Source organism: Pseudomonas sp. FG35, from assembly GCF_057809295.1.
Genome location: NZ_JBMDJR010000018.1, coordinates 64911 through 89992, shown reverse-complemented (window position 1 = coordinate 89992; position 25082 = coordinate 64911). Strand labels below are relative to the sequence as shown.

Below are 25082 nucleotides of genomic sequence, written 5' to 3'. Positions count from 1 at the left end.
AGTACTCGGCTACGAACCGAGCGGTCACAGGTTCGAATCCTGTCGAGTGCACCATATACCGAAAAGCCCGCGTTTAACGCGGGCTTTTTGCTGTCCGGGATTTGGCTTTTCCCGTCACACATCCTTTCTCATCAAAATCGATTTGAGCACTGCGGCCTCGCTTGAGGTCGTAACGATAACTCGTTGCCGAATTACGGATGCTCACTTTGTCGGGTTTGCCCAAGGCGCTTTCAACATCCTGTTGGCTCATGCCGGCGATGATTCGTTGATTGATGATCGCCTCGCGTTTCTGTCGCGCGTCGATCAAGTCTCCGCATTTGTCCTGGGTGCGCCCGACGACGGCCATTTCTCGCTTTCTGATATTCATGCCGGATATTTCTTCGTGCCGGGCTTCAGGTATCAGTGTCACGGTCGAGCCAGGCGAGTAGGGGCGAACTTCCTGCAATGAAAGGTGCTCATCGTTCGCGCAGCTCAATGTGGTGAACGTGACGCTACCATCAGAGGCTTCGCAGCGATGAAGTGTCGTTGCGCTGCCGATGGTGGGCAGGCAGAGCAGGGTGGTCAGCATGAATCGGGATGTTTTCGATGGCATTCGGCGTCCTCCATGACGATCCTGATCAAGCCTAGCTGGCAGTTTTTTTACCGTCGGTGTGTTTTCTTTTCAGGATGAGTCGTCGCAGTGTGAAGGATCAGGACAGCGCTCAGCTTTGTCTCGCAAGCGCTTGTTTCAGCCACGATTTTTTCACGTTTAAAACCGTCAGGCGGTGTATCATTGCGCCCGTCAGCCCCGCCGGGGCTTATGGAAAACCTCCATGGACTTACCCAGTAGTTATTCAGTAACCCGTTTCACCAATCATGAATTGACTGATTGATCCTTCCGGCGTGCCCCGCTGCTGGGAGTGGAGTTCGCCTATGTCCGAAATCGAAGTAAAGAAAACACAGGAAAGCCTGCAGGATCGCCTGGCTCAGGTCGTCGAGCTGCTGCAGCGCCAGCGGGTCGTCGAAGACCTGACTCATCGCCAGGAAGGCCCGCATCATGACCGGGTCGAGAACCTGGTCCACCGGCAAAACCTCGTCGAGCTGCAACGCAAGCTCGATGATCTGCACTCCGCCGACGTCGCCTACATTCTTGAAGCCCTGCCGCTGGACGATCGTCTGACGCTCTGGCAGCTGGTCAAGGCCGATCGCGACGGCGACATTCTTCTCGAAGTATCCGATTCCGTCCGTGAAACGCTGATCGCCGACATGGACGATCATGAGCTCCTGGCTGCGGCCAAGGACATGGATGCCGACGAACTTGCTGACCTGGCCTCCGAGCTGCCGCGAGACGTCGTCCATGAGCTGATGGAGACTCTGGATCAGCAGCAACGTGAGCGTGTGCGTTCGGCTCTCTCCTACGATGAGGAGCAGGTCGGTGCGCTGATGGACTTCGAGATGGTGACCATCCGTGAGGACGTCAGTCTTGAAGTGGTTCTGCGTTACCTGCGCCGCCTGAAAGAGCTGCCGGGTCATACCGACAAACTGTTCGTCGTCGACTACGACGGCGTGCTCAAGGGCGTGCTGCCAATCAAGCGTTTGCTGGTCAATGATCCGGAAAAACAGGTTTCCGAAGTCATGGCCAGTGATCCGGTGAGTTTTCATCCGGATGAAGATGCCTACGACGCCGCTCAGGCGTTCGAACGTTACGACTTGATCTCGGCCCCGGTGGTCGACAAGAACGGCAAGCTGATCGGCCGTCTGACCATCGACGAAATGGTCGATCTGATTCGTGAGGAGAGCGAAAGCGAAGTCCTCAACATGGCGGGTCTGCGCGAGGAGGAAGATATCTTCGCCTCGGTCTGGAAATCCCTGCGTAACCGTTGGGCGTGGCTGGCGATCAACCTGATCACGGCATTCGTCGCATCGCGGGTGATCGGTCTGTTCGAAGGTTCAATCGAGAAGCTGGTGGCGCTGGCGGCGCTGATGCCGATTGTGGCGGGCATTGGCGGCAACTCGGGCAACCAGACGATCACCATGATCGTTCGCGCCATGGCGCTCGACCAGGTCAGCACCGGCAACACCTCGCGCCTGATGCGCAAGGAACTGGCCGTGGCGTTGATCAACGGCCTGGTCTGGGGCGGTGTGATCGGTGTGGTGGCTTACATGCTCTACGGTAGTTGGTCGCTGGGCGTGGTGATGACGGCCGCCATGACGCTCAATCTGCTGCTGGCAGCGTTGATGGGGGTGTTGATCCCGATGACGCTGGCCAAGATGGGTCGCGATCCGGCGATGGGCGCCAGTGTGATGATCACGGCCATGACCGACAGTGGTGGCTTCTTCATCTTCCTGGGGCTGGCGACGATTTTCCTGCTCTGATTGCCTGTATCGAAACAGCCCGCCGATTGGCGGGCTTTTTTTCGCCCCTGAAAAACCCGAATTGCGGGCAAAAAAAAGCCAGCATTCATGCTGGCTTGAGATATTCGGTTTGACTCAGGATGCGTCTGCGGCCATTTCGGCGTCGTGGGCGATCAGAGAAACCAGCGCGTTCTGCTGGCGATGGGAAAGTTGACGGAAGCGTTGCAGCAGCTCGCGTTCGTGCAGCGAGAGCTCCGGGCTGTCCAGGCGCATGCTCAACTCTTCGCCCAGTGCACCTTCCTGAATAAGACTCTGCTCAAGGCGCGCAATGATCTCGGAGTTCATGCTGCGATGATGATTGCGAGCCACCTCGGCAATGCGTTCACGCATTCCGTCTGGCAGACGTACGACGAACTTGTCAGCCGTACGGCTGGAATAAATTGCCTGTTTCAATGGGCGCATATATTTAACCGGTTAGTTCAGGGGAGCGGTTCTCGGGATTGGCCGCAGGATGTGTGGTAGGACAAGCATCCGCGCCAAATGGTTCAACCTGAATTGTTAAGAGGCGCGCATCATGCCTCAAAATTGCCAGATCATTGGCGTCAATTCTGTGACAAATATTGATCCGGGTAAAGGCGTAATGCCAGCACCAATTATCAGAAATGCGGACTGGTTTGAAAAGAAAGCATCGGCCCGTATCACTGACCGCGTCCTGAAGCATATCGACTGATGCCCGAAGGCGTCAGAACGTGCATGCTATGCGGGTTGAATCCTTGTTCCTTACCTTGTACAGGATAGTGGCAAATGGCCGATTTACTAGGGGCAAATGCCCGCCGGAGGGCGTTTTCAGGATGGATGGCAGGCTGATTTACCTCATGGGCCCTTCCGGCTCCGGCAAGGACAGTCTGATCGAGGCTGCGCGCGAACCCTTACGAGCGTTGAACTGCGAAATCATTAGACGAGTGATCACCCGTTCAGCCGAATCCGTGGGCGAGGATGCGATCGGTGTGACGCCGCAGGCGTTCGAGCAGCGTCTGCGGGCTGGCGAGTTTTCGCTGGCGTGGGAGGCCAATGGTCTCGCCTACGGGATTCCGGTGGAAATGGACCAATGGTTGAAAACCGGTAAGCACGTCCTGGTCAACGGCTCTCGGGCGAACCTTCGGCAAGCGCTGGAAAGCTACCCGACACTGGTGCCTGTGTTGTTGACGGTTCGGGATGATGTCCTGCGTGAGCGCCTGCTCCGGCGTGGCCGGGAGACGCTTGAGCAGATCGATGCGCGGCTGGCCCGCAACACGCTGTTCAAGGACAGGCGTTCAACTGACAGCCCTGTGCACCTGATCGATAACTCAGGCGATCTGGCCGATGCCGTCAATCATCTGCTGGAGCTGGTCAGGTTCAGCGCAATACCGGATCAAACTTGATCTTGCGCCCGGCCACCAGCGCCAATACAAACAGCGCCGAAAAGATGCCGCACCCGATCAGGGGCAGGGATATTTCGGTTTCCTCGAACAGCGAAAAATGCCCGAGGCCACTCAATAAGGCGAGGATCAGAAATCCTGCAGCTGACTTGGACATGCTGTACTCCTGAAGAAATTTCAAAACACCAGACGTTCAGTCGAATGCGCCGGCAGCGCCTGTTCAGACTGGCTGACCGCTTGCGGGGCGAAGCTCTCATCGCTCAACACCGCCCATTGCGGCGCCTTCTGCACTTGCAGGTAATGCGGCATGCGCCCGGCCACTTTCTCATTGTCCTCGGGGACGAAGTGAAAGCCCATCAGGACGGCCAGTGCGATTGCATTTGCGAACACGAGGGCGCTGTTCATGAGACGAGTCTCCGATTGTTCTTGTATAAGAACCGGTAAAGCAGCCGTCGTGCCAATAGTCTAACCGCTGTTAAGTCCTTTAAAAACAAGCATTTAAGAGGGTTTTTCGAAGAGGAAGCATTGCATTCTGCAATGATGGCTTTTTGGGAGGGATGCAAAATGCACGGTAAAACGTCCGGCACCCTTGCAAGGCGCCTGCCTACACTTAAAAAGCCCTGCGGACGACATGACAAATCAGGGCCCGGCCGTTAACATGCACGCCGTCTGTCGCACCGACAGTCCTGTGTCCCAGTAGCTCAATTGGATAGAGCATCCCCCTCCTAAGGGGAAGGTTGGCAGTTCGAACCTGCCCTGGGACACCATCCATTGAAAAGCCCCGCGCAGGTAATCTGGCGGGGCTTTTTGTTGTCGCCATTTTATAAGCGGAAGCGACTGACCATGGTGTTGAAGGACGCCGCCAGGTTGGACAGTTCCTGGGTCGAGGCGCTGGTCTGATGCGCACCTGCCGCCGTTTGGGTGGACAGATCCTGGATGTTGACCAGATTACGATCCACTTCGCGAGCGACGTGTGCCTGTTCTTCCGAAGCAGTGGCGATGACGAGGTTGCGATCGTTGATCTGCGAGATGCCGTCGGCAATCAGCTCCAATGCCTGGCCGGTCGCTTGCGCCAGTGACTGGGTTTCGCTGACCAGCGCCTGGCTTTTCCCCATGGCGCCAACGGCTTCGTCTGCACTGTTGCGAACGTCGTTGATCATGCCTTCGATTTCCCCTGTCGAGGCTTGGGTTCTTGCCGCCAGGGCTCGTACCTCGTCGGCGACCACGGCAAAACCTCGACCTTGCTCACCCGCGCGTGCGGCCTCGATGGCGGCGTTAAGTGCCAGCAGATTGGTTTGCTCGGCAATCCCCCGGATCACATCCAGCACCTTGCCGATGTCTCGAACCTTCTCCGCCAGGTCTTTGACCATTGTGGTGGAGGTGGCGATTTCCGTGGTTGCATGGTTGATCGCAGCGACGGCGCTTCGCGCTTGATCGCGTCCATTGCCGGCTTCCCGGCTGGTGGCTTGGGAGGCCTCGGAGGTGGACACGGCGTTGCGCGCGACTTCCTCCACGGCGGAGGTCATTTCCGTGACAGCGGTCGCTGCCTGCTGGATCTCGTCGTTCTGACGGATCAGACCACGGCTTCCGTTGTCGGTGACGGCGGTGAGTTCTTCGGCAGCTGAAGCCAGTTGATCTGCCGCGTTGGCGATCTGCTGAATAGTGCCTTTCAGACTGCCCTGCATCTCGGCCAGGGCCGTGAGCAACTGACCGGCCTCGTCGCGGCCGGTGCTGACGATGTTTTGAGTCAGGTCTCCCCCAGCGATGCTTCGGGCGCTTTCAACGGCTTTGGAGATGGGGCGGCTGATCAGTCGGCTGATGAACAGGCCGAGCAAAATCGCAGCGACGAAGGCCAGCACGATGCCGATGTACAGCGACGTCTTGGCGGACGACTCCGTCAGAACCGAACGCTTTGCGGCTTCGCTGACTTGCATATCGTTGGAGTTGGTCATGATGGTCAATTCGTCCATGACGACGCGGTAGTTCTTTTGCAGGTCGCCGAGCAGCAGTTCGCGGCCGTTTTCCAGGTCGCCGGCCTTCATCAGGGCCAGATACTTTTGCACGATCGCCTGGTAAACGGGCCAGGCTTTTTCCATTCGGTCGCCTGCTGCACGTTCGTCGTCGGCAAGCTTGGTTTTTCGATATTCGGCAAAGGCTTTTTCACTCGCCAACTGGTTCGCGCTCATCGAGGCGAGGAATTCGTCTTTGGTGCTCTGTGGCAGGTTGGCGGCAGTGGCGACGTAAAGCCGATACATGTCACGGGTCTGTCCGACAGCCTTGATTTTGGTCTGCGCGATGTTGGCGACGGCGACGAGGTTGTTGCCGAACACCGATCTGAGGCTTGTCGAGAGCTCGGTCACTCCCCGGCTTCCCAGCAGGCCCACCCCCAGGGTGATGAAGGCGCACGCCGCGAAGGCGGTGATCAATTTCGTGGAAAGTCTTGCGTCATTCAACCAACTCATAAGGGGCATCCTGCTGAAATGTGGGGTTGGGACAATATCGAGTGCAGCTCGTAAGAAAATGGTGTGTCGTCGTACATCTTTCGGCTGCTGAGTCCACAACTGTAGGGTTACCAGTTGTTTCTCACGTAAATATATTCTGCATGAAATCCCTTGTAGCCATCGTTTTAGAGCGCTCAGCACATACATACAAAAGATGGCACTTGGCCTTTTCTATTTATTGCCAAGTGTTACATTGTGTGGAATATTCCAAAAATACGTACGACATCGTACCTCTTCGCCCTTGGCTTCCGAGATGGCGAGGATGCCGTGTTCGTGATTTCCAGAACCGTGAAAAAAGAACGAAGCAGCCTAGGGTAGGACTCATGTCGCGTCGCATTGATAAAGGGAAAAGCAGGGGGTACACCTTTGCCGGATGGGTCACGCTGTTGATCGCCACCGTCGGAACAGCGAATGGCGAGGCACTCGAAAGCACTGCATCGGTGGGCAAGCGTCTGGCGGTAGCGGCTGACTGTGTGGCTTGCCACACGGCGCCAGGCGGCAAGGCTTTTGCGGGCGGCTATCCGCTCAGTTCGCCGATGGGCACCATTTACTCGACCAACATCACACCTTCGAAAGCGGCGGGTATTGGCCATTACACCTCAGAGCAATTCGCCCGCGCGGTGCGTGACGGGGTGACGGCCGATGGCACTCGGCTGTACCCGGCGATGCCCTACACCTCCTATTCGAAGATGACCGACAGCGACATTGCTGCGCTCTACGACTACTTCATGCATGAAGTGGCGCCGGTCGATACGCCGAACCAGAAAACCGCTCTGGATTTCCCGTTCAATATCCGTGCATCGATGATTGGCTGGAACGCGCTGTTCCACAGCAAAACACGCTTCACGCCGGATCCGGCCAAGTCCGCCGAGGTCAATCGCGGCGACTATCTGGTCAACGGCCTGGCTCACTGCGACACCTGCCACACACCGCGCAATGTCCTGATGGCGGCCGACAGCGCAAAACCGCTGGCCGGCGGATTACTGGGCAGTTGGTATGCCCCCAATATCACCTCCGACAAAGTCAGTGGCATCGGGGCCTGGTCAAGCGACGAGATCGTGGCCTATCTGCGTACCGGTCACGTCGAGGGCAAGGCCCAGGCGGCGGGGCCGATGGCCGAGGCGGTGGAGAACAGTCTGCAGCATCTGAGCGATGTGGATCTCAAAGCCATCGCGGCCTTTCTGTTGCAGACCACGCCGATCAAGACCGGGGAGAGCACGGCCCGGCACGAGTTTGGTCAGGCTTCGGCTGATGAGCTGACGCTGCGCGGAGGCAAGCCGGGCGACAACCCGGGCTGGCACATATTCAGTGGCACTTGCGCCAACTGCCATCAGCCGAACGGTCAGGGCACCCGGGAATACCCATCACTGTTTCATAACACTGCCACCAGTCGCAGCGACAACCTGATCGCGGCCATCGTGTACGGCGTGCATCGTGAAGTCGACGGTGTGGCCATCGACATGCCGGGTTTCGGCCCCGACGCGCTATTCACCGACCGCCTGAACGACCAGCAGATTGCCGACGTCAGCAACTACGTGCTGTCGCGCTACGGCAATGCCGACACGGTTGTCACCGCCGCCGATGTGGCACAGGTACGCAACGGTGGGCCCCAGGCGCCACTGGCAGTGATGGCGAAGTTTACGATCCCGGTCATCATTCTCGTGTGCTTGTTGATCGGCCTGGGCGCATGGGCCTTGATGGCACGTCGGCGCAAGGAGGCCTGAGCAATGGACACTTCAATGACGCACAAACAAGTAACGGTTCAACCCGAAGCCTCGGCGGGGCTCACTCGCCGCAATCTGTTGCGCGGTTCCGTGACGCTGGGCCTGGCGGCGATGATCGGCAGTGCGCTGCCCTGGCAGTCGGTGCTGGCAGCCCAGGTATCGAGCGACGATTTCATTGCGCTGTCGCAGTTTCTGGTCAGCCGTGCGGTCAATCCGGTCCTGGCCGGTCGTTACTACGCTGCGCTGGACAAGCGCGCGCCGAATTTCTCGACCAACGTGATTGCCCTGAAGCAATTGATCGGCGCACAGGGGTACCGGCATGTCGATGAATACCTGGCGCAGCCGAACCCGGATCCGTCGCTGCGGGCCACGGCCACCAGCATCATTTCCGCCTGGTATCTGGGCATTGTCGGTGAGCCGGCGGATGCGGAGCTGATCAGCTATTCCCTCGCCATGATGTATCAGCCCACTCACGGCATTCTCATCATTCCAACCTACGGTGGCGGCCCGGATTCATGGGGTCCCAAACCATCAGTCATTCAGGACTCGACAGTATGAGCAGCGATCAATTCGATGCCGATGTGGTGATCATCGGTTCCGGTGTCATGGGCGGTCTGATCGCCACGGGGCTGGCCAAAGCGAACAAGTCGGTGATCGTGCTCGAGGCCGGGCCTCGGGTGAATCGTCGTGATGTGGTGGAAACGTTCCGCAATGCGCCGGTGAAACTCTCGCTGGCCAATGCCAAGCTGCAGGGCGCCGGGTCGCCTTATCCGAGCCTGCCCCACGCGCCGTCGACCTACGGCGACTATTTGCAGCAGGTAGGGCCGGTGAAATACAACACCTCGTATCTGCGTGTAGTGGGTGGGACCACCTGGCATTTCGGTTCCTCGCTGTGGCGCATGCTGCCCAATGATTTTCGTCTCAAGTCGCTGTATGGCCGTGGTCGCGACTGGCCGATCAGTTATGACGAACTCGAACCGTACTACGCTCGGGCTGAAATCGAACTGGGCGTTTCCGGTGTCGACGGCCAGGACGAAAGCGGGCAGGGCGGGGACGCCTATCCGCCGCGCTCGATTCCCTATCCGATGGAGGGCCTGAAACCGAGCTACATGTTCAAGCGCCTTTCCGAATTGCTCAGCAAGGGTGGGTATAACCCGATCCTCGAGCCGAATGGCCGGGCGACCCGCCCCTATGGCAAGCGGCCTCCCTGCGCTGGCAACAACAACTGCAATCCGGTGTGTCCGATTGCCGCCAAGTACGACGGTTCGATGCACATCGATGAGGCCGAGCGCCATGGCGCCAAGGTGCTGGACAACTCTGTCGTCTACAAGATCGAGGCGGGCGACGACGGCAAGATCACCGCGATCTGGTACATGCGCCCCGACAAGACCAAACACAAACTGACCGCCCGGGCCTTTGTACTGGCGGCGTACGGTATCGAGTCGCCGAAGCTGCTGTTGATGTCGACCTCGGAAAAGTACCCGAACGGGATTGCCAACTCCTCGGATCAGGTCGGGCGCAACCTGATGGACCACACCGGCATCAGCATGAACGTCATGACCAAGGAAGACATGTGGCCGGGCGAAGGGCCGACGCAATTGCTGGTTTATCTGAACAGCCGCGATGGCGCGTTTCGCAACGATTATCCGAGCTACAAGATCAAGGTGCGCAACACCGTGCCGACGTCGCAAATCACCTCGAACCTGATCGCCAAAGGTGTCCTGGGCTCGAAGCTCGATGAGCAGATCCGCCTGCAATCGGCGCGCTCCCTGAACTGGGCTGTCGACTTCGAAACCCTGCCACTGCCGGAAAACCGGGTCACCCCGAGCAAGACCAAGTTCGACGCCATCGGTCTGCCGGTTCCCGAGATCTACTACAGCGTTCCCGACTACTGGCACGCCGGTAAAGAGAAGGCGCTGGAAGACTTCAAACAGTTTGCGAAATTGCTCGACGCCGACATCGTCAGTACGGACACGGGCTTCCAGAACCGTCAGCACATCATGGGCACCACCATCATGGGCGATGACCCGAAAGACTCGGTGGTGGACCGCGATTGCCGCAGTCACGACCATTCCAACCTGTTCATCGCTGGCACGAGCGTCATGCCATCGTCCTCCTGCGTGAACCCGACGCTGACGGGTGCGGCGTTAAGTATTCGGATTGCCGATGTGTTGGTGGCGGAGGTCTGAGAAGCGCCCTGAAGTACAAAGCCCCACGCAGAGGTGTCTGGTGGGGCTTTTTTGTGTCTTTCAATCTTGCAGGAGGAAGGGCTAGAAAATTTCAGCTCCACCCTCTGCCTTTCCAATCGAGGTTGTGACGTTCGTGAAATGTCGGCGGCCGTTGACTGAGAAGCCCCGTTCGGGATCCTGAGACCCAGGCTTGCGCAAAGTCAGCAAGGCGGGCAATCCGTCTTTCTCGCTGTAACTACCAAACCAATTGTTCAGCCTTGCGATGAAGCACTCGTTGTCGATGAAAACTGGCAAGTCCATGACGGTTTCTACTGCGTAGTAACCTGCGCCGTAACTGTAATAATCATCGTCACCCGAGCCCGATGCAGGAATGGGGCAGAGGGGGCCTTTGTGTTGGCTGGGTTGTTGAGGTTTACCCGCACCCGATTGGGTCAGGGCTTTTATGAGAGTCTTTCGCAAGACTGGGTCCAGTACGTAGCTGGTACTGCTTTCCTCGGAGTATTGATTGCTCGGCACGATCAACTTGTAGTCATACCGAACCGTCACTGTTGGTATTTGGCTGTTGATCTTCAGGGGATTGAGCAGGTAGATCTGATCGACACCGTATGACCCGTTGCGATAGGCGAGATACATCCTTCCATGAGATTTGATCCAGGCTGCCGATTGATTGGCGCCTCGATCATTGGTGGAGAACAACGAGCTGCCGGCGCTGGCGTCCGGATCATAGGGAGCCAGCCTTCTGGTGAACCGTTCTCCATCGCGACGGAAGGTTTCATAGAAGCTGAAGAGGCCTGTACCACCGGTGTAGGTTGAAACGATCAGATCCCGTTGACCGTCGCCGTTCAGGTCTATCAATGAGTAATTCGCCTGGCCCTGCTCGGCATCAGCGTCAAGACCGGAAGCTTTAAGCGCCTTCCATTCATTCGGGGTTACACCCTTGGGAATGCTTTTGGGAAACAAGGTCTGATCGTAAGTGTTGTCGTCGCTGGGATCACCGGAGAACGAAGTTTCGCCGTCGTCGGTTGAGAGAGAATCCAGCGCTCGCTCCAGCGCAAACTCCGGGTTCTCCTTGCTCATCTCCCGAATCCGTTGCTGCAGATCCTCCATGACCTGTTTATCAATGTCGTCCGGCTTGTAGGCCACCGCGTCGATCCACTGAGCGTGCAAGACCTGCAAACGATCCTGATAACGCTGGTTCAGGCAACTGACCTCCTCGCCACATCGATCACGCTCCTTCAGCCACTGGCGCTGGGCGTTTTTCACTTCGGCCTGCGCCGGGGCAGCTTTCATAAGCTTCCGATAAGCCGCCCCCATCTGCGCATCCAGCTCATACAAAGGCTTGTCCGCGCAAATCGCCTTCTCCACAGCACTCGCCGCCTTTGTGCAGTCCATTCCGCTCGCCACTGCCTGCTGAAAAAACAGCAGCGCACAGACCGACACGATGTAGCGTCCCTTGATGTACACGATGAATCCTTTGCCGTTGGAAGGTGTGAACCGCCGCGCAGGGTAATCCTTGCGCAACGAATCTTGAACCCCCGCTTCAAGAGAATCGCTGATCCGGCCGATAACCCGTTCGGTGACTACAGAGTCGCGCGAAATCGCTTGATAGCATTTGGCCGGCAGCTATCATCTGCGCGCCTGGAAATGGTCCATCCTCTTCAATTGCCTGGAAATCCTCGATGCTGTCGTATCACCAAAAGAGTTTTCTGATCGTCGATGATTTCTCGGATTTCCGCAGTTCCGTGCGTTCGATGTTGCGCGAGTTGGGCGTCAAGGATGTGGACACCGCCGACACCGGTGAGCAGGCGCTGAAAATGTGCGCGCAGAAGTCCTACGATTTTATTCTGCAGGACTTCCACCTCGGTGACGGCAAGAAGAACGGTCAGCAGGTGCTGGAAGACCTGATGATGGAGAAGCTGATCAGCCACGAAGCGGTGTTCGTGATGGTCACGGCCGAGACCAGTCAGGCGATGGTGCTCAGTGCCCTGGAGCACGAGCCGGACGCGTACCTGACCAAACCTTTCAATCGCTCCGGCCTGGCTCAGCGCCTGGAGCGGCTGGAGCAGCGCAAGACCCTGCTCAAGCCGATCCTGCAAGCCCTCGACCGGGGCAAGCCGATGGAGGTGCTCAACGCCTGCATCGCCCTGTGCAAACAGGACATCCGTTATTCGCCGCTGTGCTTGCGCTATCGCGCCGATGCGTTGCGCGACATGAACCAGAACGAAGCGCTCGAGCGCCTTTACGACAGCATCATCGCTGACCGGCCGTTGCCGTGGGCGTTTGCCGGGTTGGGCAAGTTGCTGTTCAAGCGCGGGCAAGTCAGTCAGGCCAAGGGCGTTTACGAAAAAGCCCTGAAGGTCTTCCCGATGATGCCGGCGCTGTACGACGGCATGGCCGACGTGCTGGTCGCCGAAGGCGATACCAAAGGCGCGCAGCAAGTGCTGGAAGAGGCGATTCGACTGTCGCCGCTGGCCGTGCGCCGTCAGGCGTTGCTGGGCAAGCTGGCGATGGCCAACGAAGATTTCGACACCGCCTCCCGGGCTTATCGCCAGGCGGTGAATCAGGGCGCGCAATCGCGCTTCAAGGATCCGGAAAGCAATCTCGGCCTGGCTCACGCGCTGATCAGCAAGGGCAGCGAGCGCGGGCTCGACACCCGCACGCGGCTGGAGATCAATACCACCCTCAGCGCCGTGGCCAAGGAAAACCCGACCGATCCGGGCCTGCAGATTCGCGCGCGTCTGATGAAGGCCACGAGCCTGTTGCTCAACGATGCCGAAACCGCCGAAAAACTCACCGAGCAAGCGCTGATGCGCCTCGACGGCATGGAGCAGTTCATGAGCCCCGAGGCGGCGTTGCTGGTGGCCAAGCAATTGCAGATGCTCGGCCAGGCCGAGGCGGGCACCTCGATGCTCAAGAGTTGTGCGGAAATCTACGGCGATGACCCGACGGTGATGAAAGACATCGCCAAGCTCACCGACGACCCGACTATCCTCAGCTCCAGCAACGCTGCCGCCGACCTCAACCGTCAGGGCGTGCGCGTGTACAAGACCGGCAATCTGGTCGAGGCCCGCGAGGTGTTCCGCAAGGCGCTGAAGATGCAACCGAAGAACATCAGTATCGCGCTGAACATGGCCCAGTCGCTGCTGCACGGCACCGACACCAATGTGCCGTCGGCGGAGCTGGAAGAATGTCGGGCCTGCCTGAAACTGGTGGGTCTGATGCCCGACACCGACGCGCGTTATCCGCGTTATCAGAAGCTGAAAAGCAAGGCGTTTGGCGAATGAACCAAGACGAGCAGGCACTGGATTTTTCCACGGTGATCGCCTCCACCGTGCACGACATGAAAAACTCTCTGGCGATGCTGATGCAGGCCCACAGCCAATGGCTGGCGCGTCTGCCCGAGGCGCAGCGCCAGGGGCCGGAGCAGGGCGTGATCGACTTCGAGTTCGCCCACCTCAACGGCATGCTGGTGCAGCTGCTCGGGCTGTACAAGCTCGGGGTCAATCAGATGCCGTTGCAGCCGGCTTATCACGAGCTGGACGACTTCATCGAGGCGCAACTGGCGGCGCATCAGGAAGTGTTCGCCAGTCGTGGAATCCTCGCCACATACGAAGTCGATCCGCTCAGTCCCCTGGGCTTCTTCGATCGTGAGCTGATCGCCTCGGTGCTGGGCAACTGCATCAATAACGCCATCCGCTACGCCCGCGAATCGCTGCTGATCACCGTCAGCGACGAAGCCGGGCAACTGGTGCTGAGCATCAATGACGACGGCGACGGTTACCCGGCCGAAATGCTCGAGCGTCAGGCCGATTATGTGCAGGGCATCAACCACAGCAGTGGCAGTACCGGCCTTGGTCTGTACTTCGCCGGACGCATCGCCGCGCTGCATCAGCGCAACGGTGTAGGCGGGCGTACCGAGATCCGCAATGGCGGCCCGTTGGGCGGCGGCGTGTTCAGTATTTACCTGCCCTGAATCACCGATTCATCGACCGGAATTCTTTTTGTTGGCTGCTGCTTGATATTCCGAACAGCCGAAGCCTATTTTGTCCGGGTCGCCGTTCGCGGCTCGCACAATAACAAGGATTGCGTCATGACAACCGATGGCCAGCGTTCACTCGCGCAGCGATTGACGGGCATTGATGAGATTGAATGTGTCACGCCGGATTTGAACGGCGTGCCACGGGGCAAGGTAATGACCGCCGAGGGCTTCCTCGAAGGGCGGCGTTTGCAGTTGGCCCGGGGGGTATTGCTGCAATGCATCATGGGTGGTTATCCCGCCGCAAAATTCTATGGCAGCGATGACGGTGATCTGGCGCTGGTGGCCGATCCTGCGCAGATCCATCCGTTGCCATGGAGTGATGAACCGCGGGCCTTCGCAATCTGTGATGCCGACGAACTGACCGGCGAAAGCTCCAACCTGTCGACCCGTGGTCAGCTCAAGAAAGTCATTGCCCGCTACGCAGCTCTCGGTCTGGCGCCGGTGGTGGCGACCGAACTTGAATTCTTTGTGTTCGCGCCGAACACCGACCCGACCCAGCCGTTCCAGCCGCCCGTCGGTCTCGACGGTCGTCGCGAGGACGGTCATTCGGCGTTCAGCGTCAGCTCCAACAACGGTCTGCGGCCGTTCTTCAGTGAAGTCTATAAATGCATGGCGGCCCTCGGTCTGCCGCGCGATACCTTCATGCACGAAATGGGCGTCAGCCAGTTCGAGATCAACTTGCTGCACGGTGATCCGCTGTTGCTGGCCGACCAGACCTTCCTGTTCAAGCACCTGCTCAAGGAAGTCGCGCTCAAGCACGGCCTGACCGTGGTGTGCATGGCCAAGCCGCTGGCGCACACACCGGGCAGTTCGATGCACATTCACCAGAGCATCGTCGAAATCGGCAGCGGCAAAAATGTGTTCAGCGACGCGGATGGCCAGCCGACCGCGATGTTCCGCCACTTCATCGGCGGGCAGCAGGCAGGCATGGCTGATTTCACCGCGCTGTTTGCACCAAACGTCAATTCGTACCAGCGCCTGTGCCATCCGTTCGCGTCACCGAACAATGCCTGCTGGTCCCACGACAACCGCGCCGCCGGCCTGCGCATTCCGGCCAGTTCGCCGGTCGCACGCCGTGTCGAGAACCGTTTGCCGGGGGCCGATGCCAACCCGTATCTGGCCATCGCTGCGAGCCTGGCTGCCGGCTTGTACGGCATCGAGCATGAGCTGGAACCAAGCGAAGCGATTCAGGGCGAGTTCGACGTGCCGGACCATCTTTCGCTGCCGTGTACCTTGCACGCGGCGCTCGAACGTCTGAAGCGCAGCCAGCTTGCAAAGGAACTGTTCGGCACGGAGTTCATCGAAGGTTACATCGCTTCGAAGACCATGGAGTTGACCAGCTTCTTTGATGAAATCACTCCCTGGGAACGCCGTGTTCTAGCAGCCCAGGCCTGACGAAATGTCGCCGTCGGGCTATCGTTTGATAGCCCGATACTTACTGCAAGGAGCCGCTCGGAACGCCGATGCGCCAAATCTGGAAATCCTTTCGAGCGCTGTATTTCGCCTCGCTGATGATGTTGATCGGCTCGGGCCTTCTTTCTACTTATCTGGCTTTGCGTCTGGCTGCCGACCATGTCGACGGGTTGTGGGTCGGTGCGTTGATGGCCGCCAACTATTTCGGTCTGGTGCTGGGCGGCAAGATTGGTCACCGCTTGATTGCCCGGGTCGGGCATATCCGCGCCTACTCGGCGTGTGCCGGGATCGTCGGTGCGGCGGTGCTCGGTCACGGGCTGGTGGACTGGTTGCCGGCGTGGCTGGTGCTGCGGACCATCGTCGGTCTCGGCATGATGTGCCAATACATGGTGATCGAGAGCTGGCTGAACGAGCAGGCCGACGCCAATCAGCGCGGTCTGGTGTTCAGTGGCTACATGATCGCGTCGTACCTGGGGCTGGTGCTCGGTCAGCTGATTCTGGTCATGCACCCGGGCCTTGGCCTGGAACTGCTGATGCTGGTCGCGCTGTGTTTTGCCCTGTGTCTGGTGCCGGTGGCGCTGACCCGTCGGATTCACCCGGCACCGCTGCATCCGGCGCCGATGGAGCCGCGCTTCTTTATCAAGCGTGTGCCGCAGTCGCTGAGCACGGTGCTCGGGGCCGGGCTGATCATCGGTTCGTTCTATGGTCTGGCGCCGCTGTATGCCTCCCAGCAGGGGCTGTCCACCGAGCAGGTCGGTCTGTTCATGGGTAGCTGCATTTTTGCCGGGCTGGTGGTGCAGTGGCCGCTGGGCTGGTTGTCCGACCGCTATGACCGGGCGCTGTTGATCCGCTGTTTCGCGCTGTTCCTCGCGGTTGCTTCGTTGCCACTGGCGATCCTGCCGCAAGTGCCGCTGGAGGTGCTGTTCGTGGTCGGCTTCCTCTGTTCGCTGGTGCAGTTCTGCCTGTACCCGTTGGCGGTGGCGTTCTCCAACGACCACGTCGAAGGCGAACGTCGGGTGTCGCTGACGGCGATGCTGCTGGTGACCTACGGCGTGGGCGCCAGTATCGGGCCGCTGGTGGCCGGGGTGCTGATGAAGCTGTTCGGGGCGCAGAGCCTGTACGCGTTCTTCACCTTTTTCGCGCTGGTGCTGGTGTGGCGGATCCGGCCGAAAGCCGTGACCAATCTGCACCAGGTCGACGATGCACCGCTGCATCACGTGGCGATGCCGGACAGCATGTCCAGCTCGCCGCTGGTGGCTGCGCTTGATCCGCGGGTGGATGAACAAGTGGTGCAGGAGCAGATGCAGAATACGGTCGCTCCGGAGCCTGAACCCGAGCCAGAACCTGTCGCGCCAACCGACTCGACAATCGAAGGCGAAGGGCCGGACATCAGCCCCGCCAGACCGTGATTCAGGCATAAAAAAACGGGCAGTCACCGCAGTGACTGCCCGTTTTTTATGCTTGCCGATCAGAGGTCGTCTTTATCGAACCGACGCGCTTCGCGTTGCAGTTGATAAACGAAACGCTCGACGTTGCGGGCCGCCGGGCCGCTGATGTTGTGAAAACGCAGGCCGGCGAAAGTGATGTTGAGTTTTTCTTCGAAGTGCAGGTAACGCAACTCGACCGAGGTCGGCTGGTTGCCGAACAACGGCGCGGCGATCAGACGATCATAAACCTGGCCCAATTGCAGACGGTCGGTGATGTCGCCTTCGAAACGCAGTTTGCAGCCAGTGGCGGAGATATCCAGCAGTTTGCCGTCGATCGGTGCCTTGAGCTTTTCGCCACCGAGCACAACGCTGACCAGATCGGTCAGCTTGAGGGCTGCGCGGAAGGCGTTGCGGCGCTGGTGATAAACCACTTCGGTGGGCAGGTCGCCGGTGTAGAAGCGGTCGCCACTGGATTCTTCGATGTTCAGCGTGCCGTTGCATTCCCAGGCAATGCGCACACCGTCATGAAAACCTTCGACCTTGAACGGCTCGCCGGCGAGCAGGAAGCGTTCGCCATCGCGCGGGATCATCTCGTCCAGGGCAATCGTGGCGGTTTCCCGGTCAACCTTGATCAGATAGCTCTGGAAGCGCTGGCTGCGCTCGTGGAAGGTGATGATCAGCGGATCATGGCTTTCAAGCAGCTGGCGCAGATTGCTGGAGATCTCCAGGGGCGTGGTAAGCACCTTTGGGGGCTGCGGAGCGTCATCATTGGACACGTTAAATCAATCTCCAGACAAAATTTGACTACGGCTGGCCAGTATTTTGCCAGCATGTTTCGCACGTTGATAGGGCGCAAGCATGGAAGAAAGCATCACGCCTGGCTGAGCGCGCGTGGTTTCTGCAGTTTGGAGAAGGTGCCACTGGCATCGTAGAGCGCGGGAGGCTCGCCGCCGGTGAGGATTTTCAGCTGATTGGCCGTGGCGGCCTGCTGCATGACGATCGATTGGCCATTTCTGGCATTGGCTGCCTGGCACTGGGCGATCAGATCGGTCAGGACATCGCTCTGGCTCAGCAACTGGTCGCCGATGCTCGACTGGCTGGCCAGTTGTTCCAGGCCGGCGCGGTCGATCGACAGATTGAGGCTGGCGAGGATTTCGCTGCGTTTGCGGCCATGCTGTTCGAGCAGAATGATCAATGCCTGCTTGTTCGCCAGAATTTCTTCCAGCAGAGGCATGTCGCGACCGTGCAAGGCGAGGGACTCGGTTTGCAGTAACTCCAGCAATTGTTGAGCTGGAGCAAAGTCGTCGGTGATCAGTTGCAATAGATTAGTGTCGTGCATGGCTGGCCTTGGGTTTTAAGCGTCCAAAAGCCTGGCGCAGACCGAGGCCTAGCGCTGGGCTTCGAAGTTGAGCAGTTTGCTGGCTACACGGTTGCTGTCGACTTTATAGCTGCCATCGGCAATCGCTGCTTTCAATTCGGCCACGCGGGCTTTGTCGACGGCAGGCTGATCGCGCAGCTTGTCAGTGACCTTCTGCAACTGTTGAGCCTCATTGCTGAGGTGTACCGATTCCCCGCTTTTTGCGGTACTGGCCTGTTCGGCCGGGGTATTCAGCGGCGCGGAAGTGCCGGTTTCGGCGGTTTCCTTGGCGTTGCTGGTACGCGTACTGCCCGTAAGTGACGAGGAGCTGTTCAAACGGCTGAAATCGATGACCATGTTAAAAACCTCTGGGAATTTGGACGCTTGCCATGTTCTCGGCCATCCCCTGGAAAACTTTAGGCTCATTTAGCAATGAGCTTGCATGCGCCGTTGCAGATCCTGCTGCGGCACAGTTTAGGGAACAGCTCTGGTCAGCGCCAGTTTTCTGCCAAACGCTCAGGGGCTTTTCAAATATCCGTTCATTCTGCCGCTCACTCGCCGCTTACATCGCTACTTCCACCTGGCCGGGCGCCACAACCTGCGCCTTGATGACCCGTTGGGAGTTGAGGTTTTTCACCCGAATCTGTTCTTTCAGGCCGCCGTTGGCCAGCGCTTCGCCCGGCATCCGGACGGCGAGGGTACCGCTGCGGGCGGTGATCACCACTTGATCGCCCTTGCGAACCACTTCCGCCTGTTCCAGATGCACCAGGGTAATGACTTGATCGGCGACCGTTGGTCGGGTCAATTTCTGTCCGATGGCTTCATCCACCGACGTCAGGAAACCCTGGTTGATCGTGCTGACGTCGCGCTCGCGCAAGGTCACGTCCTGCGGCTCGATGATGCCGGCGCGTTTGAGTGGCCGCGTGGTCGTGACAATCTCGCGAAACAGGCGGACTTGAGCGGGCACGAACACCGTCCAGGGGGAGGCGCCTTCGCAGCGGACCTTCACCGTGACACGGCCCAAAGGACGTGCCGGACTCTCCAGTGTCGCTGTCAATTCCTTGTCGCACATAGGCATGCGCATGCGTGGATCGAGCTGGTTGACCTCGATTTCATAACGGCCTTCCGTTTGACTGGTAGCCAGATAGTCTTCTACGGTGAATTCAAGAAAGCCCTGAGTGACGCCGATAAGCATGTCAGGCAAGGTAACCGCATCAGCACCGGCAGGGCTGCCAGCGAAAAAAAGGCAAACGGCGGACATCGCGCAAAGCCCTCTGCGGAGGGGAGATGTCAGGCGTCGGAAAAATGTCGTTTGAGCGTTCATACGAGTTAAAAAGCAAGCGCCGTGCCGTTTAGCAATGAATGTGCGTCGCAACAACACTTGGCGTTGGTGTAGGAGTCTGGGCATGGCTGGTGTAATGGATTCGGTGAACCAGCGCACGCAACTGGTGGGGCAGAATCGCCTGGAGCTGTTGTTGTTCCGTCTTGACGGCCAGCAGCTCTACGGGATCAACGTGTTCAAGGTTCGGGAAGTGCTGCAGTGCCCGCAACTGACGCTGATGCCCAAGTCCAGTCCTGTCGTGTGCGGGGTGGCGAATATCCGGGGGGCGACCATTCCGATCCTTGATCTGGCGATGGCGACCGGCTCCGGTGCTTTGAAAGACAAGAACAGTCCGTTCGTGATCATCACGGAATACAACACCAAGACCCAGGGTTTTCTGGTGCGCTCGGTCGAACGTATCGTGAACATGAACTGGGAAGAGATTCATCCGCCGCCCAAGGGCACCGGACGCGATCATTACCTGACCGCTGTGACTCGGGTCGACAATCAGTTAGTCGAAATCATCGACGTCGAGAAGGTGCTGGCGGAAGTTGCGCCGACACCGGAAGCGATTTCGGTCGGCGTGGTGGATGTCGAGACCCAGAGCAAGGCGTTGTCGCTGCGGGTGCTGACGGTCGACGACTCGTCGGTGGCGCGTAAGCAGGTGACGCGTTGCCTGCAGACGGTCGGCGTCGAAGTGGTGGCGTTGAACGACGGCAGGCAGGCGCTCGATTACCTGCGCAAGCTGGTCGACGAGGGCAAGAAGCCGGAAGAAGAGTTCCTGATGATGATCTCCGACATCGAAATGCCGGAGATGGACGGGTACACCCTGACGGCCGAGATCCGCAGCGACCCTCGCATGCAAAAGCTTCATATCATCCTGCATACTTCGTTGTCGGGTGTGTTCAATCAGGCGATGGTCAAGAAAGTCGGTGCCGATGACTTCCTGGCCAAGTTCCGTCCTGATGACCTGGCATCCCGGGTAGTCGACCGGATCAAAGCAGCAGATATCAGCTAAGGGCCTTCTGCCCTCGGCGTTCAACACGATTTAAGAGGCGGCATCATTTGTCTACGGGTAATTTGGATTTCGAACAGTTCCGGGTCTTCCTGGAAAAAGCCTGTGGCATTTTGCTCGGTGAAAACAAGCAGTACCTGGTGTCGAGCCGTCTCAACAAACTGATGGAGCAGCAAGGCATCAAGTCCCTGGGTGAGCTGGTACAGCGCATCCAGACCCAGCCGCGCAGCGGTTTGCGTGAGCAGGTGGTCGATGCCATGACGACCAACGAAACCCTGTGGTTTCGCGACACCTATCCGTTTGAAGTCTTGAAGAACAAGGTGCTGCCCGAAGCGATCAAGGCCGCTCCCAACCAGCGTCTGCGGATCTGGTCGGCGGCCTGTTCGTCGGGTCAGGAACCGTATTCGCTGTCGATGTCGATCGATGAGTTCGAGCGGACCAACATCGGCCAGTTGAAGATGGGCGTGCAGATCGTCGCTACTGATCTGTCCGGCAGCATGCTGACCAACTGCAAGACCGGCGAGTACGACAGCCTGGCGATCGGTCGCGGTCTGTCCGCCGATCGCCTGCAGCGCTACTTCGACCCGAAAGGGCCGGGGCGCTGGGTGATCAAGGCGCCGATCAAGAACCGTGTGGAATTCCGCTCGTTCAACCTGCTCGACAGCTACGCAAGCCTGGGCAAGTTCGACATCGTGTTCTGCCGCAACGTGCTGATCTACTTCTCCGCCGAGGTGAAGAAAGACATCCTGTTGCGCATTCATAGCACGCTGAAGCCGGGCGGTTATCTGTTCCTTGGCGCTTCCGAAGCGCTGAACGGTCTGCCGGATCATTACCAGATGGTTCAGTGCAGCCCGGGGATCATCTACCAGGCGAAGTGATCAAGACCGGCAACACAGGAAACGGGAGTCCTCAGGGCTCCCGTTTTTTTATGCCCAAAGGTTTTGCCGGTGGGCAGGCGGCAGAAAAGCGGCATCCGGCGGAAACCGGTTGCCGCTTTTCTGGCATTGCCGCGTTGCCGTTTCCGCGCAAGGCCCCGTAATCCGGGGCTTTCTCAAACTGGCACGACGCTTGCTATAACCCTGTTACGAAAAATCCGGTCACCTGAAGGTTCCCGACATGAGCATCAGCTTCGATAAAGCGCTCGGCATTCACGAAAAGGCTCTGGGCTTCCGCGCCCAGCGTGCCGAAGTGCTGGCCAACAACATCGCCAACGCCGACACCCCGAATTACAAGGCGCGGGATCTGGAGTTCTCCAAAGTGCTCGAAGCACAGAGCCAGAAGAACGCCAACGGCAACATCGCCCTGAACATGACCAACAGCCGTCACATCGAAGCTGAAGGCCTGGGCAATGGCGACGAGTCGCTGATGTATCGCACGCCGATGCAGCCGTCGATCGACCAGAACACCGTGGACGCCCAGCTGGAACAGTCGAACTACGCGGAAAACGCCGTCGGCTTCCAGGCCAGCTTCACCCTGCTCAACAGCAAATTCAAAGGGCTGGTGTCAGCCCTGCGCGGAGAGTAATCCATGTCCCTGTCCAGCGTTTTCAACATTGCCGGCAGCGGCATGAGCGCCCAGACCACCCGTCTCAACACCGTGGCCTCGAACATCGCCAACGCCGAGACCGTTTCGTCGAGCATCGACCAGACTTATCGCGCCCGTCACCCGGTGTTCGCCACCATGTTCCAGGGCGGCCAGAGCGGCGGCAGCAATTCGCTGTTCCAGAACCAGGACGCAGCCGGTCAGGGCGTGCAGGTCATGGGTGTGGTCGAAGACCAGAGCAACCTCGAAGCGCGCTACGAGCCGAATCATCCGGCGGCCGACGCCAAGGGCTACGTCTACTACCCGAACGTCAATGTGGTGGAAGAAATGGCTGACATGATTTCCGCGAGCCGGTCGTTCCAGACCAACGCCGAAATGATGAACACCGCCAAAACCATGATGCAGAAAGTGCTGACCCTCGGTCAGTGATAAGGGGCGACTGCCATGAGTGTTTCCGATACCACCAGCAGCCTGACGATGAAGGACATACTGGCCAACTCTTCGAAGAAGACCAGTAGCACTACCACCGGCGGCATTGCTTCGGCCACCAATAGCGCGACCGGCGGTCAGGCGCTTGGAAAGGACGCGTTCCTGCAACTGCTGGTGACCCAGCTGAAGAACCAGAACCCGCTGGACCCGCAGGACAACAGCGCATTCGTTGCCCAGTTGGCGCAGTTCAGCAGCCTCGAGGGGATCACCACCCTCAACAGCACCGTCAGTTCGCTGGCCGGCAACTACAACTCGTCGCAAGCCCTGCAGGCTTCGTCGCTGGTGGGCCGCAACGTGATCGTGCAGACCAACACCGCGCAACTCGATGATCCGAGCAAAGGCCTGACCGGTACGGCGACTGTTCCGTCGTCCATCGCCGGCGGTACCGTGACCATTACCGACAGCAGCGGCAAAACCGTCCGTACCATCGATCTGGGCAGTCGCGCTGCCGGTCCTGCCAGCTTTACTTGGGACGGCAAGGATTCGTCCGGCACCCTGGTGCCAGTCGGTACTTACACCTTCAAGGCCAACGCGTCGATCAACGGCACCGCGACGGACCTGGCAACTTATCTGCCGGCCACCGTCAACAGCGTGACGATCAGCCAGACCGGCGGCGAGCTGATGCTCAACCTGTCCGGCAAGGGCACGGTCGCCCTGTCCAAAGTACAAACCATTGGTATATAGAGCCGATTAACCGGCACAAAGGAGTGGAATATGTCTTTCAATATCGGCCTTAGCGGTCTCTATGCAGCCAACAAACAACTGGACGTGACTGGCAACAACATCGCCAACGTCGCGACCGCCGGTTTCAAATCCTCCCGCGCGGAATTCGAAGACGTGTACTCGTCGACTCGACTGGGCAGCGGCAGCAAGGTCATCGGCAACGGTGTGCGCCTGGCCAACGTTTCCCAGCAGTTCACCCAGGGTGACATCAACAACACCGGCAACGTGCTGGACATGGGCATCAACGGTTCCGGTTTCTTCACCATGAGCAACAACGGCTCGATTTCCTACACCCGTGCCGGTACGTTCAAGGTCGACAACAACGGCTTTATCACCAACACCGACTACACTTCGCGCCTGCAAGGTTACGGTGTGGACTCCAACGGCAAGATCATCAACGGCGTGTTGACCGACCTCAAGATCGACACCTCGAACCTGGCGCCGAAGTCGACTTCGTCGGTGACGTCGACGATCAACTTGAACTCGTCGGAGAAGCCGATCGACCAGACTGCTTTCCCGTTCGATCCGTCCAAGCTCGAGTCCTACACCAAGCAGTTCAGCACCCCGATCTATGACACCCAGGGCAACTCCCACGTCATGGATCAGTACATGGTGAAAACTTCCGACAACACCTGGAAGGTTTACACCCTGGTAGACGGGCGCAACCCGGACGCAACCGGCAGCAACCCGGTCACTACGCCACCAGTCGCGTCGACCCTGACCTTCGACAGTTCTGGCAAGTTGCTGCAGGTCAGCACGCCAAGCACGTTGCCGGCTCCTGCACCGAACCCGATCATCAGCAGCGACCTGAAGCTGACTGGCTGGGTACCGGGAACCGTGACCAACGGCGTCTTCACCCCTAACGGTGCGGCAGCCAACCCGGCAGGTGTGACCATTTCCCTGGCCAAGACCACTCAGTACAACGCTGACACCGCGCGTTCGATCCCGACTCAGGATGGTTACGCCACCGGCCAGATCACCAACCTGACCATCGACGGCACCGGCACGCTGTTCGCCAACTTCAGTAACAACCAGAGCAAGGCCATCGGCCAGGTTGCACTGGCCAGCTTCACCAACGAGCAAGGCCTTCAGCCGATCGGTGGCACCGGCTGGAAAGAGACTTTCGCATCGGGTGTCCCGGGTTACGACGCGCCGAAAACCGGTACGTTGGGTGAGGTTGTGTCGAACTCGCTGGAAGAGTCGAACGTCAACCTGACCAATGAACTGGTAGACCTGATCAAGGGCCAGAGCAACTATCAGGCGAACGCCAAGACCATTTCCACCCAGAGCACCATCATGCAGACCATCATTCAGATGACTTGATTGGGGTTTAGTACGCTTCACTGAAAACCGACGCCCTTGGGCGTCGGTTTTTTTTGCCCGTTATCAGGCTTCCTTCAAATCACCTACCGTTCGTCGGCCACAGTGGTGCAGTAATTGCACACTCGCCGAATAGAGAGAGCGTGCGCGTCAAACTTTCATAGGTCATGAAGACCTCTGGTTAGCGGACGGTTAAACGTCACATAAATGATCATGCTCAAAGCGCATAGGTTCTAAAGAGGCGATTCTGCAGCGTTGCGTTGACTATCG

The 25082-nt window shown here is 58.7% G+C and carries 25 protein-coding genes, 1 tRNA gene and 1 pseudogene; 16 read left to right on the top strand and 11 right to left on the bottom strand.

From position 1 onward, the window contains the following. Window positions 1-73 precede the first annotated feature (73 nt). Complete coding sequence (locus ACODTD_RS26010; RefSeq protein WP_011335526.1) at window positions 74-592, bottom strand: hypothetical protein; 519 nt, start codon at window positions 590-592, stop codon at window positions 74-76. A gap of 320 nt (window positions 593-912) precedes the next feature. Here ACODTD_RS26010 and mgtE point away from each other — a divergent pair, with 320 nt between their 5' ends. After that, the gene (gene mgtE / locus ACODTD_RS26005; protein ID WP_011335525.1) at window positions 913-2355 is read left to right on the top strand and encodes a magnesium transporter; all 1443 of its coding nucleotides are present in this window, start codon (window positions 913-915) and stop codon (window positions 2353-2355) included. A gap of 114 nt (window positions 2356-2469) precedes the next feature. Here mgtE and ACODTD_RS26000 read toward each other — a convergent pair whose 3' ends face one another. Next, on the bottom strand, window positions 2470-2796 hold the full coding sequence (locus ACODTD_RS26000) for an Arc family DNA-binding protein (RefSeq protein WP_003178899.1): 327 nt from the start codon (window positions 2794-2796) through the stop codon (window positions 2470-2472). A 389-nt stretch (window positions 2797-3185) separates the two neighbouring features. Between ACODTD_RS26000 and phnN the strand changes: the two genes are divergently transcribed. Beyond that, entirely contained in the window at window positions 3186-3755 is a 570-nt protein-coding gene (gene phnN, locus ACODTD_RS25995) for a phosphonate metabolism protein/1,5-bisphosphokinase (PRPP-forming) PhnN (RefSeq protein WP_011335524.1), read from the top strand. Here the strand turns inward: phnN and ACODTD_RS25990 are convergent. Then, window positions 3730-3909 carry a PA3371 family protein gene (locus ACODTD_RS25990; protein WP_221615372.1) on the bottom strand — a complete coding sequence of 60 codons (180 nt, stop codon included), beginning with the start codon at window positions 3907-3909 and terminating at the stop codon, window positions 3730-3732. The genes phnN and ACODTD_RS25990 overlap by 26 nt on opposite strands. Before the next feature lie 20 nt (window positions 3910-3929). After that, window positions 3930-4157 carry a hypothetical protein gene (locus ACODTD_RS25985; protein WP_221615373.1) on the bottom strand — a complete coding sequence of 76 codons (228 nt, stop codon included), beginning with the start codon at window positions 4155-4157 and terminating at the stop codon, window positions 3930-3932. A gap of 285 nt (window positions 4158-4442) precedes the next feature. Between ACODTD_RS25985 and ACODTD_RS25980 the strand changes: the two genes are divergently transcribed. Then, window positions 4443-4519, top strand: a tRNA-Arg gene (locus tag ACODTD_RS25980). 54 nt (window positions 4520-4573) lie between these two features. Here the strand turns inward: ACODTD_RS25980 and ACODTD_RS25975 are convergent. Continuing rightward, on the bottom strand, window positions 4574-5437 hold the full coding sequence (locus tag ACODTD_RS25975) for a methyl-accepting chemotaxis protein (protein ID WP_409438513.1): 864 nt from the start codon (window positions 5435-5437) through the stop codon (window positions 4574-4576). Then, window positions 5432-6214: pseudogene (locus tag ACODTD_RS25970) on the bottom strand (MCP four helix bundle domain-containing protein); the annotation flags it as partial. The pseudogene ACODTD_RS25970 and the gene ACODTD_RS25975, both read right to left, overlap by 6 nt. A 362-nt stretch (window positions 6215-6576) precedes the next feature. On the opposite strand from ACODTD_RS25970, the gene ACODTD_RS25965 reads away from it, so the two are divergent. The 3 genes from ACODTD_RS25965 to ACODTD_RS25955 are packed head-to-tail and all read left to right on the top strand — an operon-like array spanning window position 6577 to window position 10166. After that, window positions 6577-7977: a cytochrome c gene (locus ACODTD_RS25965; protein WP_221615374.1), complete on the top strand. Its 1401-nt coding sequence runs from the start codon at window positions 6577-6579 to the stop codon at window positions 7975-7977. A gap of 3 nt (window positions 7978-7980) precedes the next feature. Beyond that, the gene (locus tag ACODTD_RS25960; RefSeq protein ID WP_221615375.1) at window positions 7981-8535 is read left to right on the top strand and encodes a sorbitol dehydrogenase family protein; all 555 of its coding nucleotides are present in this window, start codon (window positions 7981-7983) and stop codon (window positions 8533-8535) included. Next, on the top strand, window positions 8532-10166 hold the full coding sequence (locus ACODTD_RS25955) for a GMC family oxidoreductase (RefSeq protein WP_221615376.1): 1635 nt from the start codon (window positions 8532-8534) through the stop codon (window positions 10164-10166). Before ACODTD_RS25960 ends, ACODTD_RS25955 begins: the two co-directional genes overlap by 4 nt. An 81-nt stretch (window positions 10167-10247) precedes the next feature. On the opposite strand, the gene ACODTD_RS25950 is transcribed toward ACODTD_RS25955, so the two are convergent. Then, window positions 10248-11630: a lysozyme inhibitor LprI family protein gene (locus tag ACODTD_RS25950; RefSeq protein WP_311776292.1), complete on the bottom strand. Its 1383-nt coding sequence runs from the start codon at window positions 11628-11630 to the stop codon at window positions 10248-10250. 215 nt (window positions 11631-11845) lie between these two features. Between ACODTD_RS25950 and ACODTD_RS25945 the strand changes: the two genes are divergently transcribed. From ACODTD_RS25945 to ACODTD_RS25930, 4 genes are all read left to right on the top strand, one after another. Beyond that, entirely contained in the window at window positions 11846-13450 is a 1605-nt protein-coding gene (locus ACODTD_RS25945) for a tetratricopeptide repeat-containing response regulator (RefSeq protein ID WP_011335516.1), read from the top strand. Continuing rightward, window positions 13447-14139: a sensor histidine kinase gene (locus tag ACODTD_RS25940; RefSeq protein ID WP_039772101.1), complete on the top strand. Its 693-nt coding sequence runs from the start codon at window positions 13447-13449 to the stop codon at window positions 14137-14139. Before ACODTD_RS25945 ends, ACODTD_RS25940 begins: the two co-directional genes overlap by 4 nt. Window positions 14140-14358: 219 nt before the next feature. Continuing rightward, complete coding sequence (locus ACODTD_RS25935) at window positions 14359-15600, top strand: glutamine synthetase family protein (RefSeq protein WP_221615439.1); 1242 nt, start codon at window positions 14359-14361, stop codon at window positions 15598-15600. Between the two features lie 68 nt (window positions 15601-15668). Beyond that, the gene (locus tag ACODTD_RS25930) at window positions 15669-17027 is read left to right on the top strand and encodes an MFS transporter (RefSeq protein ID WP_221615378.1); all 1359 of its coding nucleotides are present in this window, start codon (window positions 15669-15671) and stop codon (window positions 17025-17027) included. A gap of 59 nt (window positions 17028-17086) precedes the next feature. Here the strand turns inward: ACODTD_RS25930 and ACODTD_RS25925 are convergent, their stop codons facing one another. From ACODTD_RS25925 to flgA, 4 genes are all read right to left on the bottom strand, one after another. Then, window positions 17087-17821, bottom strand: coding sequence for a flagellar brake protein (locus ACODTD_RS25925; protein ID WP_011335512.1), 735 nt, complete (start codon window positions 17819-17821; stop codon window positions 17087-17089). Between the two features lie 95 nt (window positions 17822-17916). Continuing rightward, a complete protein-coding gene (locus tag ACODTD_RS25920) occupies window positions 17917-18384 on the bottom strand; it encodes a flagella synthesis protein FlgN (RefSeq protein ID WP_221615379.1) in 468 nt (155 codons plus the stop codon). 48 nt (window positions 18385-18432) lie between these two features. Beyond that, entirely contained in the window at window positions 18433-18759 is a 327-nt protein-coding gene (gene flgM / locus ACODTD_RS25915) for a flagellar biosynthesis anti-sigma factor FlgM (protein WP_007960324.1), read from the bottom strand. A gap of 205 nt (window positions 18760-18964) precedes the next feature. Next, a complete protein-coding gene (flgA, locus tag ACODTD_RS25910) occupies window positions 18965-19726 on the bottom strand; it encodes a flagellar basal body P-ring formation chaperone FlgA (protein ID WP_080511025.1) in 762 nt (253 codons plus the stop codon). An 82-nt stretch (window positions 19727-19808) separates the two neighbouring features. On the opposite strand from flgA, the gene ACODTD_RS25905 reads away from it, so the two are divergent. The 6 genes from ACODTD_RS25905 to flgE all read left to right on the top strand — a co-directional run bounded on the left by ACODTD_RS25905 (window position 19809) and on the right by flgE (window position 24815). Next, window positions 19809-20741 (top strand): chemotaxis protein CheV, encoded by a 933-nt coding sequence (locus ACODTD_RS25905; RefSeq protein WP_011335509.1) that lies wholly within the window; start codon window positions 19809-19811, stop codon window positions 20739-20741. A gap of 47 nt (window positions 20742-20788) precedes the next feature. After that, window positions 20789-21616 (top strand): protein-glutamate O-methyltransferase CheR, encoded by an 828-nt coding sequence (gene cheR / locus ACODTD_RS25900; RefSeq protein WP_007960327.1) that lies wholly within the window; start codon window positions 20789-20791, stop codon window positions 21614-21616. A 238-nt stretch (window positions 21617-21854) separates the two neighbouring features. Beyond that, window positions 21855-22262, top strand: a complete 408-nt coding sequence (gene flgB, locus ACODTD_RS25895; protein WP_489105350.1) for a flagellar basal body rod protein FlgB — start codon at window positions 21855-21857, stop codon at window positions 22260-22262. 3 nt (window positions 22263-22265) lie between these two features. Continuing rightward, complete coding sequence (gene flgC / locus ACODTD_RS25890; RefSeq protein WP_007960329.1) at window positions 22266-22709, top strand: flagellar basal body rod protein FlgC; 444 nt, start codon at window positions 22266-22268, stop codon at window positions 22707-22709. A 15-nt stretch (window positions 22710-22724) separates the two neighbouring features. Then, complete coding sequence (flgD, locus tag ACODTD_RS25885) at window positions 22725-23453, top strand: flagellar hook assembly protein FlgD (protein ID WP_011335508.1); 729 nt, start codon at window positions 22725-22727, stop codon at window positions 23451-23453. A gap of 30 nt (window positions 23454-23483) precedes the next feature. After that, window positions 23484-24815, top strand: a complete 1332-nt coding sequence (flgE, locus tag ACODTD_RS25880) for a flagellar hook protein FlgE (protein WP_011335507.1) — start codon at window positions 23484-23486, stop codon at window positions 24813-24815. Window positions 24816-25082 lie beyond the last annotated feature (267 nt).